At 39.2% G+C, this 18667-nt stretch carries 15 protein-coding genes; 8 read left to right on the top strand and 7 right to left on the bottom strand.

The annotated features are described in order from the left end of the window. Positions 1-7: 7 nt before the first annotated feature. The 3 genes from TW85_RS06155 to TW85_RS06145 form a co-directional block, all read right to left on the bottom strand. A complete protein-coding gene (locus TW85_RS06155; protein WP_046016214.1) occupies positions 8-436 on the bottom strand; it encodes a response regulator in 429 nt (142 codons plus the stop codon). Between the two features lie 31 nt (positions 437-467). Beyond that, positions 468-2456: an ATP-binding protein gene (locus TW85_RS25340; RefSeq protein ID WP_052701933.1), complete on the bottom strand. Its 1989-nt coding sequence runs from the start codon at positions 2454-2456 to the stop codon at positions 468-470. A gap of 395 nt (positions 2457-2851) precedes the next feature. Further along, a complete protein-coding gene (locus tag TW85_RS06145) occupies positions 2852-3463 on the bottom strand; it encodes a LysE family translocator (RefSeq protein WP_046016213.1) in 612 nt (203 codons plus the stop codon). Positions 3464-3620: 157 nt separating this feature from the next. Here TW85_RS06145 and TW85_RS06140 point away from each other — a divergent pair, with 157 nt between their 5' ends. Both TW85_RS06140 and TW85_RS06135 read left to right on the top strand, forming a co-directional pair. Continuing rightward, entirely contained in the window at positions 3621-4118 is a 498-nt protein-coding gene (locus TW85_RS06140) for a MarR family transcriptional regulator (RefSeq protein WP_046016212.1), read from the top strand. A 233-nt stretch (positions 4119-4351) separates the two neighbouring features. Then, positions 4352-5203, top strand: a complete 852-nt coding sequence (locus TW85_RS06135; RefSeq protein WP_052701931.1) for a transporter substrate-binding domain-containing protein — start codon at positions 4352-4354, stop codon at positions 5201-5203. 66 nt (positions 5204-5269) lie between these two features. Here the strand turns inward: TW85_RS06135 and TW85_RS06130 are convergent, their stop codons facing one another. Together TW85_RS06130 and TW85_RS06125 are read right to left on the bottom strand one after the other, a co-directional pair. After that, positions 5270-6976 (bottom strand): methyl-accepting chemotaxis protein, encoded by a 1707-nt coding sequence (locus TW85_RS06130; protein ID WP_046016211.1) that lies wholly within the window; start codon positions 6974-6976, stop codon positions 5270-5272. Positions 6977-7537: 561 nt separating this feature from the next. Next, positions 7538-8587 carry an endonuclease/exonuclease/phosphatase family protein gene (locus TW85_RS06125; protein ID WP_046016210.1) on the bottom strand — a complete coding sequence of 350 codons (1050 nt, stop codon included), beginning with the start codon at positions 8585-8587 and terminating at the stop codon, positions 7538-7540. Positions 8588-9048: 461 nt separating this feature from the next. Between TW85_RS06125 and TW85_RS06120 the strand changes: the two genes are divergently transcribed. From TW85_RS06120 to TW85_RS25335, 3 genes are all read left to right on the top strand, one after another. Further along, positions 9049-9978: an endonuclease gene (locus TW85_RS06120; protein WP_046016209.1), complete on the top strand. Its 930-nt coding sequence runs from the start codon at positions 9049-9051 to the stop codon at positions 9976-9978. Positions 9979-10672: 694 nt separating this feature from the next. Beyond that, on the top strand, positions 10673-11599 hold the full coding sequence (locus TW85_RS06115; protein WP_157196898.1) for a leukocidin family pore-forming toxin: 927 nt from the start codon (positions 10673-10675) through the stop codon (positions 11597-11599). Between the two features lie 103 nt (positions 11600-11702). Continuing rightward, on the top strand, positions 11703-12419 hold the full coding sequence (locus TW85_RS25335; RefSeq protein ID WP_052701929.1) for a hypothetical protein: 717 nt from the start codon (positions 11703-11705) through the stop codon (positions 12417-12419). Between the two features lie 60 nt (positions 12420-12479). Here TW85_RS25335 and TW85_RS06105 read toward each other — a convergent pair whose 3' ends face one another. Continuing rightward, positions 12480-13094: a LysE family translocator gene (locus tag TW85_RS06105; protein ID WP_046016208.1), complete on the bottom strand. Its 615-nt coding sequence runs from the start codon at positions 13092-13094 to the stop codon at positions 12480-12482. Positions 13095-13176: 82 nt separating this feature from the next. Further along, on the bottom strand, positions 13177-14115 hold the full coding sequence (locus TW85_RS06100) for a LysR family transcriptional regulator (RefSeq protein WP_046016207.1): 939 nt from the start codon (positions 14113-14115) through the stop codon (positions 13177-13179). Between the two features lie 138 nt (positions 14116-14253). On the opposite strand from TW85_RS06100, the gene TW85_RS06095 reads away from it, so the two are divergent. The 3 genes from TW85_RS06095 (at position 14254) to TW85_RS06085 (ending at position 18593) form a co-directional block, all read left to right on the top strand. After that, the gene (locus TW85_RS06095; protein ID WP_046016206.1) at positions 14254-15129 is read left to right on the top strand and encodes a carboxylate/amino acid/amine transporter; all 876 of its coding nucleotides are present in this window, start codon (positions 14254-14256) and stop codon (positions 15127-15129) included. A gap of 171 nt (positions 15130-15300) precedes the next feature. After that, complete coding sequence (locus TW85_RS06090; protein ID WP_046016205.1) at positions 15301-16743, top strand: hypothetical protein; 1443 nt, start codon at positions 15301-15303, stop codon at positions 16741-16743. Next, entirely contained in the window at positions 16740-18593 is a 1854-nt protein-coding gene (locus TW85_RS06085) for a hypothetical protein (RefSeq protein WP_046016204.1), read from the top strand. The genes TW85_RS06090 and TW85_RS06085 overlap by 4 nt, the downstream gene beginning before the upstream one ends. Positions 18594-18667: the final 74 nt, after the last annotated feature.

The following is an 18667-nucleotide window of genomic DNA, read 5'->3' as shown; positions in this document are numbered from 1 at the left end:
ATGCGACCTATTTACTTGGCAATTTAACAATATCAATCCAAAAAGATTCTATGCTTTGAACCACTTGAATAAAGCTATCTAAAGACACAGGCTTGCTGACAAAGCAGTTTGCATGCAGCTGATAGGCTTCTTTAATGTCAAAAGCATCCTTAGAACTGGATAGGATAATCACAGGAATATCCTTTAAATGCTCATCCTGTTTTAAAGATTTTAAAACATCACGACCACTCACTTTTGGCAAGTTTAAATCAAGCAAAACAATATCTGGACGTTCAACATCCTCATAAGGTGCTCGCTTATTTAAGTAATTTAACGCCGACTCTCCATCTTCAATCACGGTTAGTGTGTTTTTCAACTTACCACGACTTAGAGACTCTTTTGTTAATTCAATGTCACCTTTGTTGTCTTCTACCAATAAGATGTTAATCGATTCCATCAGCCTTTTTATTTACCTCTTTAATTTGTTGCTAGATTTTTTGTTGCTTAGGCCAGTTAATAATAAAGGTACTGCCCTGCTCTAGTTGTGACTCTAAGTGTATAGAGCCAAAATGACGTTCTACTATCTTCTGACAACTGGCTAAGCCTATCCCTGTACCCGGGAACTCACTATTGCCATGTAAGCGCTCAAAGATATTAAAAATTTGTTTTTGATACTGGGACGCGATGCCTATGCCATTATCAGTAATACGAATTTGCCAGTGATCATCAATTGAAAGCACCTTAAGTGCCACCAGCGGCGTTTCACTATGATTAAACTTGAGACCATTGTTCACTATATTCAGTATCAACTGGAACAACTGAGAAGGTACAGCAGGCAAGTGAGGCAGATTTTCTTCCCAAATAAATTGCCCATTACGCTGAGCAAATTGATTTAATAGGGTTTCATTAACATGCTGACAAGTCTTTCCTAGATCAACACTTTGATAGTTAGTAATCACCTTATCTGAGCGACAATATTCGAGAATGTCGTCTATCATATCCCGCGCTCTATTCGCCCCATCAACCATGTAATGGAGGTATTTCTGACTCTTTTCGTCTAGTTTACCTTCGAGTTGCGTCTCTAATAGAGGGCCGAAGCCTTGTACCATACGCACAGGCTCTTGTAAGTCATGGGAGCAAATATAAGCAAAACGCTCTAATTGTTCGTTGACCTTAACCAAGCTAGAGTTACTTTGGTTTAACTTATTATTTTGTATTTTAAGTTGATCAAACAACTGATTACGCTCTGTGTTATCAATCACGCTAACCAAGGTATGCCAGCGACTCAATAACTTGATAGGTGCCAAGGCGACTTGTACTGAGATGACTTCACCATTGGCACATAGACCGGTAAAAGCATCAAGATCAGACATCAGGGCTTTATCTACATCTGGACTGATAGGGCGGTACTTACCTTGCTCCCAAATGTAGCCCGTTCTTTGTTCTTCTGGCACTAGGTAATCAATAGACTTCTGCAACAGGTGCTGCACATCATAGCCAAATATCTGGCAAATAAACTGGTTTACATCCACTATGTGCCCCGCATCATCAACCAAGATCATGCCGACAGGAGAGGAATCAAAAATTAGCTTAAATCGAGATTCGGATTCAGATATGTAATGGTTAGCTTGCCTTAGCTCTTCTAACAAGGTTTCTCGTTTAGCCATATCGCGCTTCAGCTTAAGACCTGTAATAGAGGCAAGTACAATCAATAAAACAATTGCCAAAAACAAGATATATAAGTTGATATCGCCAAAGCTTGTTTTAAGTCGAGTGACAGAAACCACAAGGTCATTTTCCAAGCCTAGCTTGACCTTATGGTTATTATCCATATCTGCATTTTGTCTTTGATTCAGAGAGATAAAGAAAGAATCTTTGCTGTCAGTTAACCCCACCAGATAATGGTTTGAGATAGAAGAAACTGAAACAGATACGGATCTAAGCAGTTTTTCGCAAGAATAAACACCAGCGATCAAGCCTAAGAATTCGTTATCACGATAAACCGGATACCAGACCTCAAAGGAGCAATCTCCTTGGATGGCTTCGAAGGCCTTGGTGTAATGGGCCTGCTTGGTTTTTTTTGCTAAAGCAGAAACACGGGCGGGCTCTGCCAGATCTAGATGCAAACCTAAAATTTGGCGATTACCCCTTAAGGGCGATACAGAGCGTATGTAAAAATCTTGATCAACCCAGGTAAAGTTAATCAGTTCAGGGTGGGCTTTTAGATAAGCACTACTTCGGCTTTCAAAACTTTGGGCATCCACTTCATTTCGACGCCGCATTTCAGCCAATAAATTTATATAGTCAAGATTGCCTTGCAGCTTACCAATAATAGAAGCACGTAAATCTTGGCTAACACGGGAAAGTTCTTGTTGTTGATTATTAACAATTAGAATATTGATATAGAAAACAATGGCCAGTAATAACACACCAATGGCTGCAAGATACCATTTTATATGAAGCTTATTAGACGCCATCACAGCAATGTGTTCCCTATTTTTTAACTTTTGTTAGGTGTTTTTTTATAAAAAAACCTAGGTTAAACAATGACTTTTTCCCGCTAGGAAAAAGGAGGTATTTTATTGCGATGGGAAAGAGTAAACACCTTATGAACCCTTGTCCATAAAATTAGTTTATCTTAAGTAAACTAGACGTGAAATAGCGCAATATGGGCGCTAGATTACCTTGAATAACCTTACATTTAATACGTAAAAGTCAAAAAAGAGAGGATTAGACTAAGTTAATACCCGTCTAATAAAGTGGTGTTTATCATTATAAGATAAAGACACTCAGCTGTTTCAATTTAATCATACAGCATACCTATATTTAAGAGCGCCTAAACTTTCGTTTAAGCTCTCTTCATAAATAAGCACTAAATAGTGGCCGCTACGCCTGCCGCCACAAAAATCACAGCAGAAACCCTATCAAGCACACTGGTCTTACGAACACTATTAATACGCCCCACTATCATTCTAGATAAGATACCGTAGAGCACCTTACATAGAAAATCGACAGCAAACCAAGTTACAACTATCACAGCTAGCTGAGTGGCATAGCTCTCTTGGGTGGAAATAAACTGAGGTAAAAAAGCAATGAAGAATACAATATCTTTTGGGTTAGTAATCCCTAAGGTGAAGCTCTTTAATAAGAGGTTTTGATGCTTTTTTGGGGCTTCTTCTTGCCCTTCTTCGTTCGCTGGTTTTGAAGACATCCAAAGGTTAAAACCAAGATAGATAAGGTAAGCAGCCCCTAGATATTTAATCAGATAAAAGAAGGTTTCTGATGCCGCAATAACAGCACCTAAACCTATGGCAGAAATACTAATCAAAATAGAAGAGGCAGTACTGCCCCCTAAAATAATTGGCATAGATTTACGCATACCCACATTAATAGAGCTATTCACCATTAATAAGGTTAAGGGACCAGGAATCGCAATCACCAAAGCGATGGTGACAGTAAAAATAATCCAAGTATTAAAATCCATGCGGTTTCCTCTATCTTATTAGCCATTCTCACTTTAAGTTCCCTAGTGAGAAATGCTTTTGTATAAACATTTATATTACAAGTAATATAAATGATATTGAGAAACTGAGTCAAACCCTTTAGAGTTTGCTGCAAATAACTGCAAAAGAGAAAATGCTATGTCAGATTGGATTTCAGAAATGGAAGGGCTTGCCCTAGGCTCCAGGATGCGCCGTTTTAGTGATTACCTCTCTTCTGAAATCAAAGCTGTGTATAAGGCCAAGGGCATAGATTTTAACCCTAGACACTTTCCTGTGGTGTCATTAATTTGTGCCCATAGCAGTGAACTGCTCTCCATACGAGAGCTCGCCGAAGAAACCGGTCTCACTCATTCATCCATTAGCCAAACAGTTACCAAACTTGAATCCATTGGTTTTTGCACTCGTGAAACGGACCCAAGGGATGAACGTGCGATTATTGTCAGGCCTACTTCTGAGGTTCTCAACTTTGTTGAAAACGAATTAACGCCTATTTGGCAAGCCATAAAGCAGGTAACCAATGATTGTCTACCAGATCAGAGCATAGGATTTTGGCAAACCTTAGAAGAAGCGGAAGAAGTGATGCAAGGTGAGCCCCTTTCACGAAAGATTCTTAAACACCTCGCCAATAGCAAATAATCTAGCGCTAAATAGCCATATCTGTCTCTGCTAGCTAAGATAAGGTCAGTATTAATTAAATTTATCTTCATCTTATCCATGATAATCAAATGGATAAGATAAACTTGGATCGCCCTTAAAGCTAAAAGCACTTCTAATATGAAGCCATTAAGCTGTGTCTTAATAACAAAGTTTATCGCTTAGATTCCGACAGGTCCTGCACTCAATGAAAGAAAACAAGGAGCTAATTAGTGATGCCATCTAGTCAGTCCAATTTCATTTTTGAGCAAACTAAAATTCCAGGATGCTTTAATTCTATTAAGTTTCTATCTGTTATTGCCTGCCTTTTTTTTATCCTGATAAACCCAGCCTTTGCTAAGTATAAAACCATCAAGATTGTGACCCTGTTTGATTACGCACCTTATTGTATGGCTGATGAAGGTTATCAAAGTGATCAACTTATTCACCTAGGCGAAGATGCCGTTGGTTTTCTTGGCTATAGCTGGGATGTGCTGCGTGAAAGTTTTCAAGAAATGGGCTACACAATACAGCTTAAGATTGTCCCTTGGGCAAGGGCGGTATCAACTGTCAAATCAGGTAATGCCGATATTCTCTTTCCGACAGGGATTAACTCAGAAAGACTTAACACCTTTCATTTTTCAGAAGAAGCGATTAATAGCGCTAAATTTAAAGTATATGTGAACCAAGACTCTGCTTTAGAATGGCAAGATTTAACATCATTAAAAAACCTCTCTATTGGTGTAAAGCGAGGCTTTAACTATGGTGATAAATGGGATGCCGTAAAGGATATTAATATCATCAAGATCACCACCATCACCCAAGGGTTTAAAATGCTAGAGGCGAAACACCTTGATGGCTTTTTGGGTTATGAGACAAATTGGGATTACACCCTTAAGCAAGAGAATTGGCAGGGTAAGTTTAAAAAGATGCCAGCCTTTGATAGTTCTAATGAGTACCTAGCAGCCTTGAAAACTAACCCCAATGCCAAAGCCTTACTCGCAGATTTCGACCTTGGTAAGCGACGCTTAATGAGACAAGGCAGATTAAAGCAGATACATGAAAAATGGTTTGGTACAGCAGAATAAGATGCCACTCAACCCTATTCTGCTTTTAAAACTGCTCTTAAACCCCGGTTAGTTTTTTAATCAGCACTATTCCGTTTTAAACTTACCCACTAATAGCTGAATCTTGCTACTCAACTCAGTGGTGTGCTGACTATTACTGGCCGTTTCTCGTGAACCTGCTGCGGTTTCTTCCACATGTTCATTAATCACTTCTACCGTACGACGTATTTCTTCAATGGCATTATTCTGCTCTTCGGTTGCGGCCGCGATCTGGTGGTTTATTTGGCTAATAGAAGCCACAGACTGGGTGATCTCATTTAAGGCATCACCTGATTCCTTGCTGTTTTCAACACAAGCAATAGCACGCTCCTTACTAAAGGCTATTCTTTCAACTGCTTCTTTTGCTCCATGCTGTAGCTTTTCTATCATGATCTGTATTTCTGACGTGGAATCTTGAGTGCGTTTCGCTAATGTTCGCACTTCGTCTGCAACGACGGCAAAGCCTCGACCCTGCTCGCCAGCTCTGGCGGCCTCAATGGCAGCATTAAGTGCTAGCAGGTTTGTTTGATCCGCGATTCCTCGAATCACATCCAATACAGAGCCTATGGCATCCGAGTCATTTGCTAACCTGTCTATCACCCCTGAGGCGGTATCAATATCACTTTGCAGCAAGTTAATATTATCGATACTGGCATCCACTACGGCGAGTCCATTAGTGGCAGCCTTATCCGAGTTATTCGCTAATTCAGCCCCTTTCGCCGCATTCGATGCAACCTCTTGCACCGCTGGCAATATTTGCTCTAGAGCAACTAACAATTGCTCTATCCCCACCTTTTGCTCTGCAACCGCCTTATCTGTTGAATTAGCAGTCGCACTTAATTGGCTAGAAGAAGAGGATATATCGTCGATCACATGCCTTAACTCAATCACAACATGCTGTATTTGATTGGCAAAGAGGTTAAAGCCTCGACCTAAACTCGACAGTTCATTACTACCCACTTCATGCAATCGCTTACTTAAGTCACCATCCCCCTCTCCGATATTAAGCATGGCATTTATTGCTGACTGTAAAGGCTTAAACAGCGCCTGCATAATGAAAAAGATCAAACTAATAATGAGCAAGGCAACAATAATTTGGCTAGCAAAACTGGCTTTTAACCATAATGAGGCCGCATCTTGTGAGTCAGCTAGATGCTCTGCCGTACGTTGGTCTAAGGCTTCGAAAAAGGCATTTACTGGCACAAATATGGCTTTTACTTCTTTGTGATACTGCTGATCAAATACAATTCTGGCAGCAAAGTCTTCAACCGATTCACCTGTTTTAGGGGCAAAAGGACCAGACACTATCTTGCCTGTACGAATGGATTCCATAGCTTGAGTTTCAGTATCTATCAATAAATTAGAATTACTTGCCGCTTGCGCTAAAAGGTCTAATTCTTGTTTAGAAAAGTTAAGCTCGGCCATTATTTCACTTTGCTTCTTCACTTGCCCTGGATAAAGCTTAGGGTGAAATTCGCTTGGTCTTTTGGCTTTACCAGCACGCCAATTAACTATTTCCCAGTAGGCATCAAAATACTTTTTGTCGCCAGTTTTAACATAAGTGCGGCTTAATCGAGTTAAGTCCATGGAGGTGTGTCTAAATTCGTCAGCGAGGAGATAAGAGAGATAACGTGTTTGACTACTGAGCTTTTGATCTTCGTTTTTAAAGGTGGCGATATTTTGACTAATGATGGCAGTTAACATGAGTAACATAATCGCAATGAGGATAGCGATAAGACGTGTTTTAATTTTCATTTCAACATCCTTTAGCAATGAAAGGTTTTTCGGAAAATAGAATCAAACCTAGTGAATAAAATTTATCTCCAGTACGCATTTAAATAAGCGCTCAGTTTTATATTTTTCCAATACAAATATTGTCACATTTCTTCACATTTAAATTGAAGGATAGAGAGTATAAGAAAACTTTATCTATCTTGATAGAAACCAAGGTAAATGTAAGGTTAAATTAGCGATAAAAATCGCCTTTCTAAAACTTTAAAAAATATTAACCAATTGATTATTAAGAAATAAATAATTATAAAAGCATTACGATTATTTACAATTATGAGAGAAATCACTTTAATTTATGACATAAAAATTAGCTTAATTCTGAACTTAAGTAGGATTAAATAAATTAATATTTACACAAAGATACAGATATAAAGTAAATATACGCCATTTATTGAATGCCAGAAATCGAGTGAGAAGTATTTTTGTTTTATTAAATGGATAAAGTATCAGCCATAAAAAGTTAACTTTTTTACAGCTGACTTATATCAGAAAGGAGACAAAATTTGAGTGAGCTAAAGCGTAAGATTAGTCCTTTTTATACCAATTAAACTTAGCTCGAATAGGTTCATGGTCACTTAATTCAGTGAAGGTATCCAACTCTTCATACTCAGCCAATTCGAGCTGGTAAGATGCAAAATCACGATTCAAATAAGCTACTTGGTCCGTGCTTTCACTCGAGCTAGTTGCGCAGTTAGCTATGCTGTCATCCGTGCTTTCTATAAAGTCCTGACACGCTAACCTCATGCCAGTGGTAGATAAGAACATCTCCCAAACTTGTCGCTGTTCATCAGCAAATGGATAATCAGACCACTTATTATTAAAGTCTCCTCCCATGATCACAGTCGTATTGGCAGAATAACTATTAATAAAGTCGGCCAACTGTAAAAACTGCTTACGACGAGCGTTATAATCATCTTCATCTCGGCCGGCATTCATATGAGTGTTATAAACATGCACAGCAAAGTCTGGAGTGATTTCATGTACTGCCACACTAAAACCCTTTTCTGTCCAGCAATCTGGGCTGTTATCAAATAAGCTACCGTGACAAGCGGTATACTCTTCAAACTCATTAGAGTCTAAGCTGTAATCATTGTTATCTCGATTGGCCATATCAAAAGGAAAGTCGGATAAACGCAGTAGCCCATCACCATAAGATGTCATGCCCCCACGCCAATGTTTCGAACGATATGGGTAAGCTTGCTTACTGAGTCTACCTTCATCTTTTACCAAGTCGTGTTTAGACTCACTGAACATTTCCTGCATCAAAACTAGATTATAGTTTTCACTTTCAAGTCTTTTAAGGAGCTCTTTCAAATCAGATTTTGAGTTCCCTCCGATACATTCTGGAAAACCATCAATATTATAAACCACTAAGTCAAAACTCCCTGAATCAGCACTTTCATAGCTGGGAGCCCCACTCTCTTGATAATCATACCCTTTAGAGCTTTTAGTGCCTGTCGCTGAAAACTCATATTCAGTTAAGCCACAAAGAGCGTAAGCCGAGCTTTGATAGAAGCAGGTAAAGCCGATGAAAGAAGCGGGTAATAGGTATTTTTTAAGCAGAGTCATTCGCATTGTTATTTTTCCTTAGTTGTCAAAATAGATAAAAGACACTCCTCTCTTGGAGAGGACTAAGAAAAATTAAACAAAAAATGCGTAACAGAAATAGCTTTTCAGTCATCTATATATAAAGTGCCGTTTTCTCAATATTGGAGGCTAATTTCATGTCTTAATTAGCTTTTTATTGAAAGAGTTTTTTTACGCTTACTTTTAATCAAATCAGAGCCAGCCGTTATACCAAGTTTGAAAATGAATACCTATACAAAAGCTTTATCTTTAGCCTTTTCAATCGGCTTTTTTATGGTTATATTGCGCCAGCTACTAACACCTCTTTAGGGGAATATAGAGTAGAGAAAAGTCTTGGATGGGGCTTTTTTACGTGCGTGAACTTTTTACATGGATAGTTATAAGTCAATCAATGACAGCGCTTAACGCTATTGATTGCTTTCATTTATTCATGATTAAAAGGTTTTCAAATGAAGCAACACCTCTCTCCAAATTTGGCCATATTTAGCCGCTTAATTATTTTATTAGCCTTTTCTCAGATTTCTCCTGCTTTTAGCGCAACCTTATTTGAAACCCCTTTCTCAGCGTCTAAAGGGGAATCACTCAAGCAGTATTGGTCGGGGACGGAAGGCCTCACCTCTAGTGCTTTGAAAGATAAATTACATGACATTATTGATGGTCAGAAACCGCTTAAATATACCCGTAGTAAGAACACTGACTGGTACGATGGCAAACACCTAGATGTATGGGAAGCCCTCACTTATACAGACTCCGCTTGCCCAAGACACAAGCCTAAATGCGGCTTAATCCAGCTATTATATTTAGATGAAACCCGCCATATTAACCAAGCTAATCGCGGTAAAGGCACGGCCGATAGTTGGGATAGAGAACATGTTTGGCCAAAGTCACGCGGCTTTAAAAAGCAAAGCCAAGATGGCTATACAGATTTACATCACCTAAGGCCTGCTGATCGTAATATCAATGGCGCCCATAGCAATTATGGTTATGACGAAGGCGGTAAGCCTTTCATGGATAAAAAAGCAGATGGCACTAAACAAGCCAGCGGCACTTTTGTCGATAAGAAAAATCAATCTTTTGAGCCAAGTGATAGAGCGAAAGGCCAGGTTGCACGTATGGTATTTTATATGGCAACCCGATATGAGCTTAGAGACAATAGCGGACAAGAAAAAATGCCAGACCTCTACCTTAAAGATACTAACCTAAAACAAACAGGTCAGCCTTGGATAGGCGACTTATGTACCTTGGTGAAATGGAACCAATCTTTCCCTGTCACCACATTTGAAAAAAGGCGTAATAATAGAGTGCAAGAACTACAAGGTAATCGAAACCCTTTTATTGATAATAGCCAGTGGGTGGATGCAATTTGGGATCAATGCTAAGGAACCTGCGAATAAGTCACCTCCTCTCAGTCTGTTCTTCTAAGCCATATGGGGAAAAGTTATCACACGAGACATTACTTTGAAGTAATGTAAGCAGCTTCCCTAGAGATTACATCTAAAGTCAGATAATAAGTACGACATACTCTTTCTATTTAACGACATATTAGAAAACCTCTCTTCCTGATAAGGGGAAAAATACACTTCACCTCCTTCTAATATAAAGAAGGTAAGCATTTTTAAATAAATAAAACCTATCATAAAGAAAGTAATCCTTATAACCCATTCAGTTTATCTAAAGACTTATATAGAAAAACTATTCAAAAACTCTCACTGCAAACTGAACGTTAAAATAATTAAAAAATTCACATTTTATTTAAATGTTTTTTATATTTTTAAAATCAGTAACTTATAAAATATCATTATGTGAAATAATAAAATTAATTATTAATTAGTTTTTTTGGTCTAGACATCTCTCTTTTTTACTTACACAATCCTTACAAGATCAATGCTCAAAAACCAAATTAAATACATTAAAACTGCATGTTTTTGATAATTCTGCACAATACAAGCAAAAAGCAGAGAGCATCAATTTCTAGCATTGAACAACTTATTTCTGATTTAAAGGCTTTTAGTCTTTAAAAGCGATTGACTTTTTGAGTCAATTCTTTCAATGCTGAAAACAAGGAAGAGATAAATGCAAAAAATTAAACCCACAATTTTTTTAGGTATATTGGCTGTTTCATTAAGTTCGGTAAGTAGTTTAACGATTGCAGCTGATACAATTAAATCTTATACATCAACCTTATATGATTTAGATGACACTGATGCCAATAATAAAAGAATCAGATTACTTTATGCGGTTCAAAATGCTTGGAATTTAGATCATATTCCAGAATCTATTAAAGAGGTTAAATTAGTTTTATCCGGCGGATCTGGTTTTGATATGACGAATGTTCCCCAAAGAACCACGCTTTATGAATACGGTACTTCAGCAGACTATCGCTATTCCATCCCCACCTCTTTTCAACTAAAAGTAAATTATCATGATGGGGCAAATGTAAGGCATTGGGATCACAAGCCTTCTAATACCATTAGTTCTGCTTCGGTTTCTGAAACCTCTGAATTTAGTCTTGGTATCACCTCAGGGCAAATACCGGTTATTTCAGGCGGTGCATCTTGGAGTACGAGTGTACGTTATGATCAGGCTGAATTTACCACTATCGCCGATTATAATCAGAATCAAAACGCTATCACTTGGAATATTCAAAATCAGTCGATTAGACACAAAACGCCCCCTAAAAATAACTTAATCTATGCTTGGACGAATTTAGGAAAATGTAACTTTAACAACCTCATTCCAACAAATGAGTTACCCGTTGTGATGCGTTCAGACTTTAGACCTGAAGCCTCTGTCCTTTATCGTAAAGATTCAGTCACAGACGGACAAAGTAATACCCGTTTAGGTCTAAGGGCCGCTTGGACTAAAACCCATTATCACTTCGCCCGTGACTGGTGCACCTTCTACTCAAACTTTAGCTGGAAAAACCATTCAGACTATAGCCAAACCTCTGCTGCTGAAAGAGTTGTCAGCATAGGTTGGAGCGATAGTCTCTATCACTAAAAACAAGACTCGTCTCCCACACACGAGTTTGCGTAAGAGCAAGAGAAGATGTGTTCTCTTGCTCTTTGATAAAACGGATAAGTAAATATCTCATGGAGCCACAATGCGGATTAACACAGGTTCAAAATCATTTTGGGTAGTTTTAGCTCTCTGCCTCACTCTAGGGGCGAGTTTAGCCACTAGATTACTCTCTAATGGCCAAGCAAATAACCAAGAATCATCCCCTAATTTGGTTCAGAAAAAACCGTTAAAGCAAACAGATCTAACCTCAGAAACCACGACGGGCTTTATCACGAATGAACTGAAATCAGACAAGATAGCTGATGACTTATTAGCGCAAGAAGCGCTAAGTCAGATAGACCCAGAAAACATAGCCGTTGAAGAAGCGTCATTACCTAGAGTACTCAGTAGCTATACCGAAGCAGGTGCTCGCTTAGATAGTTTTCTCGAAGAACATGATATTGCTTATTTAGACTCATCATATTACCCCTTTGATGCCCAAACCGATGAGATTTTAAGACGCTATGCCAATAGTGGAAAGATGCTGCTATTTGATAATACGCAAGCCAAAGAAAACCTTTTAGAGTTCAACAAAACAAGTGGTGATCTGGTATCAGACTATTACGGCACAGGCTCTGAGTCGTCTATGACAATAGCCACTAGCATTAAGCTTGCCAATGGTGGGATTGAATACATGGTATTGCCAGTTTCAACGTCGGATCAAGAAAGTGAAGAAGACCTATCTGAGAAAGTAAAACTCGCCATAGAGCTTTTTGAAAAAGAACAAGAGAAAAAACAAGAAGCAAACGCCAATAGTTAAAGACACAAAAGCCAGTCACCTTTCGGTTGACTGGCTTAGTTAGAGCTCTCTCGCTATAAACTAGAGCGTAAAAATAACACGACTAGCCAAACCGATTAACACCAATCCCGATAGTTTATCAATCAGGGATGCCTTCTCTCTCAACTTAGGTAATACCGCCTTATGAGAAAGAATAAGCGCAATGATTGTATACCAAAGCCCATCCACTAACAGTGGCGTTAGCACAACAAGAGCATTACCTAAATTATCATCTGCCACTTTGACAAATTGGCTAAATAAGGCCAAAAAAAACAAGATAATCTTAGGGTTAAAAATAGAAATCGCTATACCATCTTGTGCTGCTTTTAAATAGCTTGTGCTTTCGCCCGCCGCCAATTTATCAGACATCCCACCTTTTGATCTTAATGCCTGTACACCTATCCAAGCCAAATACAGGGCACCAAATATTGCAATACCATTAAAAATTAAAGGCGAGTGTTTTAAAATTGCCGCCAAGCCTAGTAAGGTTAGTAAGGCATAAAAGCCGATCCCCAAAGAGTGAGCCCAAGCACAGACAATGCCTTTTGCTCGACCACCACCTAGGGTATGTCGCACAACCATGGCCAAACTCGGCCCAGGTGACATGGCACCTAAACAACAAATCGCAAGTAGCCCTAACCAGGTACTAAAACTCATCTTCATTCTCCATAAAACAGCTTAAATCACTCGATGCCTTATCCTATGACATTCTAAACATGAGTTAAAATCACATTTATTACTAACTAGCATGAATAAATTTCACACCATCTTTAATAGTTTGAATCAGATGCTTTTGCAGCAAGCCAGTACAAAGCTCTCGAAACCATTTATGTTCAGGGTCATGATGATGCTTAGCATGCCAAAGTAGATAGTATTGATTGGCGGCAAGCGAGATAGGCAAACGCCTTAATGTCACATCATGCCTTTGCGCAAAGTCTCCCGCTATATGCATAGGCAAGGTTAATAAGGCATCCGTGTTTAAAACCAATTCAATTGCGGCCTGATAAAATGGCACTTGAATCAGCACTTGCCTTTTCAAGCCCTGTGCTAAAAGCGCTTGATCTAACGGACTATTTTTATCCCCACCACCGCTAATAAGAATGTGCTTGCTCTGACAATAGTCATCAAGGCTAAAAGCCTGCTGTTTATTAAGGATAGGATGGTCTTGCCTTAACATAACCACAAGTTCATCTTCTGCAAACCATCTGCCTTGAAGGTTCTCAGGTACTTCGTCTGCAATAGTTGTCACAAGATCTATCTGAGTATCAGCAAGCTCTGTGAGTTTTGATGGCTGCCATGCTTGAAATTCAAGGCTAACGTTAGGTGCTTTATCATGCATTTCACGGGTAATCATAGGGACGACCGCTTGGGCCACATAATCACTGGAGGCAATTGAAAAACGGCGCTGACAAAGCTCAAGCTCCATAGTGTTTGGAGCATAAAGCCCATCAAGAGTTTGCATCAATTCAGGCAGTTGTGTTTTAAGCTGTTCCCCTCTTTGAGTAAGTACAAACTGATTGCCTTCTCGTATGAGTATCTTGTCATGAAAGGCTTCGCGTATTTGCGACAAGGTTTTACTCATGGCCGATTGAGTAACATTAAGCTCTGCCGCTGAAGCGGTTAAATTGCGCGTTTGTAAAATAGAAACAAGTGCGGGAAGAAGTTTGTAGTTATTCACAAGCTAGCTGCCATCAGGATGATGAGCATTATCTTACCTTGCAGCTTAGCCAAATTTACAGGGCTTTATACAAAAAGCTTTATTTAGCAATCATTCTCATTTAGAGTTCGCCCTACACTTTCAAAAGGAATGAAAATCATGCCCTATTTATTTGCCGTCACCCTACTTTGGGCCTTTTCTTTTAGCCTCATAGGCGTTTATTTAGCAGGGCAAGTCGATGCATGGTTTTCAGTATTACTGCGTATCGGATTAGCCACCCTCGTCTTTTTGCCCTTTTTACGCCTTGGCAAGATTCCGACTAAAAACATACTCAAATTAATGCTAATTGGCGCCATTCAATTAGGCCTAATGTATGTGTTTTATTATCACTCCTTCTTGTATTTATCCGTACCAGAAGTTCTCTTATTTACTGTAATGACCCCTATTTATGTCACACTTCTAAATGATGCCTTTGATCGTAAATTTAACTTAAGCTTTCTCATCACCGCCATGATAGCCACCTCAGGTGCTATTGCGATTCGTTATCAAGGTATAGATGCAAACTTTATTACCGGCTTTCTTATCGTACAGATGGCGAACCTCTGCTTTGCCACTGGGCAAGTTAGTTACAAACGCCTGTTACAAGATTCAGATTTGGATCAAAAAACCGTGTTTGGCTGGTTCTTTATTGGTGCCTTTATCGTCGCCAGCCTTTGCTACCTGGCTTTTGGTAACCCAGAAAAACTTCCTAGTACTAACTTACAGTGGGGCGTTCTAATTTACCTTGGCATAGTTGCTTCAGGGCTTGGCTATTTCGCTTGGAACATGGGAGCAACCAAGGTCAATGTAGGCGCTCTTGCGGTAATGAACAACTTACTGATTCCAGCAGGTATCTTGGTGAATCTGATTATCTGGAATCGTGATGCAGATATTTTAAGACTCAGCCTAGGTGCTGGCATCATAATGTTTGCACTTGTACTGAACCAGTGGTTGGCTAAAGGCAATTTTAGATTTAACACAGCAAACCAAGCTTAGTTCTTTACAAGCCACATCTATACTTAACATCCCCCTTTAAACTGATCTCTAACACCTTGTTTTTGATCAGTTTAAACATCACCTATTAAAGCTTAACCCTCTCAAAAAGCTTCCAAGCAAGTTCACTTATTGGCATTATGATGACTGAATCCATCTTAAGGAATAAGATCAGTGAATAGGAAATTAAATATTGCGCTGTTAACTATCAATACAGTTTGCTTGCCTTTTGCTCATGCAGAAGTAACTAACAAGCAAAATATTCAAGATGTCATCCCTATGACAGTAGCCAATATAGAAGGCCAAAAAAACTTATATAAAGAAGGATGGTTTATCATCACATCCAGTGAGAAAGCGATAAATTATGCTAAAGAGCAAAGTATCGACTCATCTTTTCAAGCCATTCAAAAAGCCTCAAAAACAATTACAGAAAGATCGAATAACTATTTAGAAGGCTTATCTCAAAATGTTACTGATTCAAAAAAAACCAGTGAGTCTCTTTATCAGTCAGGCTCAAGATTAACTGACACTATTCTCGATAAAACCAATAATATCGCTCGTGATGAATGGACATATAGTAAAGAGAAAGCAGCTGAAGCTTGGCAATCAGTTATTTCAGGTTATGTCTATTTAGGACAATCAAGTCAGGAAAGTTTAAACGAAATTAAAAAATTACCCGGTAATTATTCAGACAAGGTTTATCAAGAACATTCTGAAATGTGGAACAGCTTAAAGGCCTTCCATAAGGAGAATGACCCTCAAATTCTAGCCCAATGGGATGACGCTTTAGAAAGTGCTGAAACTGAATTTAAAAATGCTTATTTAGATTCTGGAGATGAGGCGAACTCTATGTCAGGCCTATGGACCCTGCTAAGCGGATATGTTTCAGGCACCTACAAAGGCATAGTCAAACCCGCAATAGGAAGTAGCTGGCAAGTTTCAAAGTACACAGCAACCATTGCGGGTGAAGCCGTATTTTTACCCCTTTCAAGTAGCTACATACTAACTAAAAATACAGTTCAGTCAGCAGGTCTTGCTATGTATTACACAGGCAAAACTGCAATCGAAGTCGTTTCACCAACATTAAAGGGAGGCTATTTAACCAGTTTGTCTCTACTTTCTTCAGGTTCGGTTCCTTTAACATACCTAGCCGGAACTAGCCTTGGAATGGTAAATCAAGTTGGTACTTATGTCTCAGCTCCAGTGGCAGGAGCGGCTGAAGCTACCGTTAAAACAGCATCAGATACATTAGAGTATGGTGCACTAGTTACTTATGATGCATTTAAAGGCAGTACAAAAGTTTTTGTCAATCAAATAAAATCAGGTGTTGTTCTTGGTTATAACGCTTTAACCGCTATCCCGAGCCAATTACTACTAGGTTCTGTGAATTCAGCGATATTTCTAGTATGGGATGGACCAAAGTTAACCTTAGCGACTCTCAATGGTGAAATTCGCTATAAAGGGAAAATACTGGACCCAGGTTCAATTCCTGTAGGTAGTGTCATTGACTTGAAAGAGTTACAAGCAGAGAACCCTGGTAAATTAGAAGTACTAAGTGACGACCCTAGCTTAATTGATAAAGTGTTAGATCAACTGCCAAAGGATTTGCGTTTATGATGATTTATCAAGCAACAAAACCAATCATATTATGTGCTGCAAGCGTTACTTTATTAGCTTGCTCAAATACACCTAGTTCAAATACACCTAGTTCAAATGCAAGTATTGACCCACTAAAAAATACAAAAAAGCTAGTTACCCAAGGGCATACATCACTATACAAAGAAGGTGCATTACAGATTCCAAACACCTCAATTAAGCTTATCCCTGCAGGCAATGATGCAATAGGGCTAGCAAAGGAGCTTACAGGGTTAAAAGCAAAGCAATCCTTTTCAGAGTCAATCAAAGCGGCAAAAGACTCTGTCACAATAGTCAGTGTTGGTACGCAAAAAACTTACGAATTTAGTAAGGATATTTTTGAAGGAAGTAATGATTTTGCAAACTGGATAAGAGAGCACTCTCGTCCAGGGTCGACTCAATTAATTTACAACTCTTATGATCATGCTAATAAGATTATTGGTACCTCATGGGACTCCTCAAGAAGCATCGCTAATAGCTTGTCTGAGTCAGGAGATTCGCTCTCAGAAAACTCGCTTAATGCAGCCTCTGAAATCAATGAGACCGGACAAGAAAGTAGTCAAAAGACCTTGAATTACTCATGGCAGAAAGGGAGTACATTAGCCAAATCTAGTATTGAAAAAGCTGAAAAGACATTTGATCAAGGCAAAGAGAGTTTTGTACAAGGTTATATTAGGTTGCCCGACCAATTATCAAAACGTCTTGATAACATGGACAGCACAACAACTTGGCAGGATTTAAGTCAAACCACACAAGATATAGAAGAGTGGCGAAAAACAACCTCAGCTGAATATACCGACGTTTTAAATGACACCCGAGATACTTACTTTGACGATATCAATGAGTCTTTAGATAAAAGTCAGAAAGAGTTAAATGATACTTCTCAACATGGCAGTCTCGCCGTTTTAAAATCTCTAGGATGGGCTATCCATGGTGTTGTTTGGCAAGGAGTCATTAAACCCATTGGAAAATTAACTACTGGCGCATTGTCTTATGTAGCAGTCAATGGTGTTATCTATCCCGTTGTATTTGTTGGAAATGGTGTATCTTCAGCCGCTGAGTTGGCGGTTAAAGTCAGCTGGAATAGTGCAGCCATGGCATACGATGTTGTTGCCCCAACGGGACATGCCGCTCTTGCCAGTGTGATATCGTCAACGGAAGCCCTTGGTGGAAGTATCGCTGGAGGAGCAATAGTAACAGGCGGTGCATTATTATCAGGTGCTCAATATGCTGGGACTAAAGTCGCGGCAGGGTCAGTTGCCACTGTTGGTTATGCTTCAGGTAAAGGCATTAAATACATAGGTGTTCCCATTGTTTCATCAGGGGTTGTAGTAGCAGGTGGTCTAACAGGTGCAACGGTTGCTAGCGCAGAAGCGATAGCAGGAGGAAGCAGTTATATTGCAGGTGAAGCAGCAGCGGCTTCAGCCAATGTCATTGGGAGTGGTGCTGCCCTAGCAACCCTTGGCACAGGCACTGTCGCCTCCACAGCTGTCGGTGCAGGGTATGGCGTTTATCAAGTATCGAAATCTGTTGTAATACCTAGCTCCTACTCTTTAGGCTCTGGAGTAGTTCTTGGCTATGCATCCTTATCCCAAATTGCCGCTCACAGCTTATTAGCTGTCAGTGATGCATCATACTTAGTGCTATCAATGGAAGGTGCAAATTGGGTCGTATACAGTGTTAAAGGCGCTGTAAATAGTGACAGTGACATATCACCTGGTGCGGTATTGGATTTGGAAAATATGCAAAATCAAGGTGAAGAATTTAAACGCTTACCTTTGTCCCAAGAAGAAATGGATGCGCTTATAAACAATATTCCTCAGGATATATAAGCAGAGATAGTAAAAATCATGGCTAGATTAAATAGCCATGATTTTCACGCTTTTAAGTTTATTCCATGATAAAA

Source organism: Marinomonas sp. S3726 (genome assembly GCF_000967665.1).
Classification (GTDB): Bacteria; Pseudomonadota; Gammaproteobacteria; order Pseudomonadales; family Marinomonadaceae; genus Marinomonas.
The sequence above is the reverse complement of the archived record's forward strand: the minus strand, read 5'-3'. Positions and strand labels throughout refer to the sequence as shown.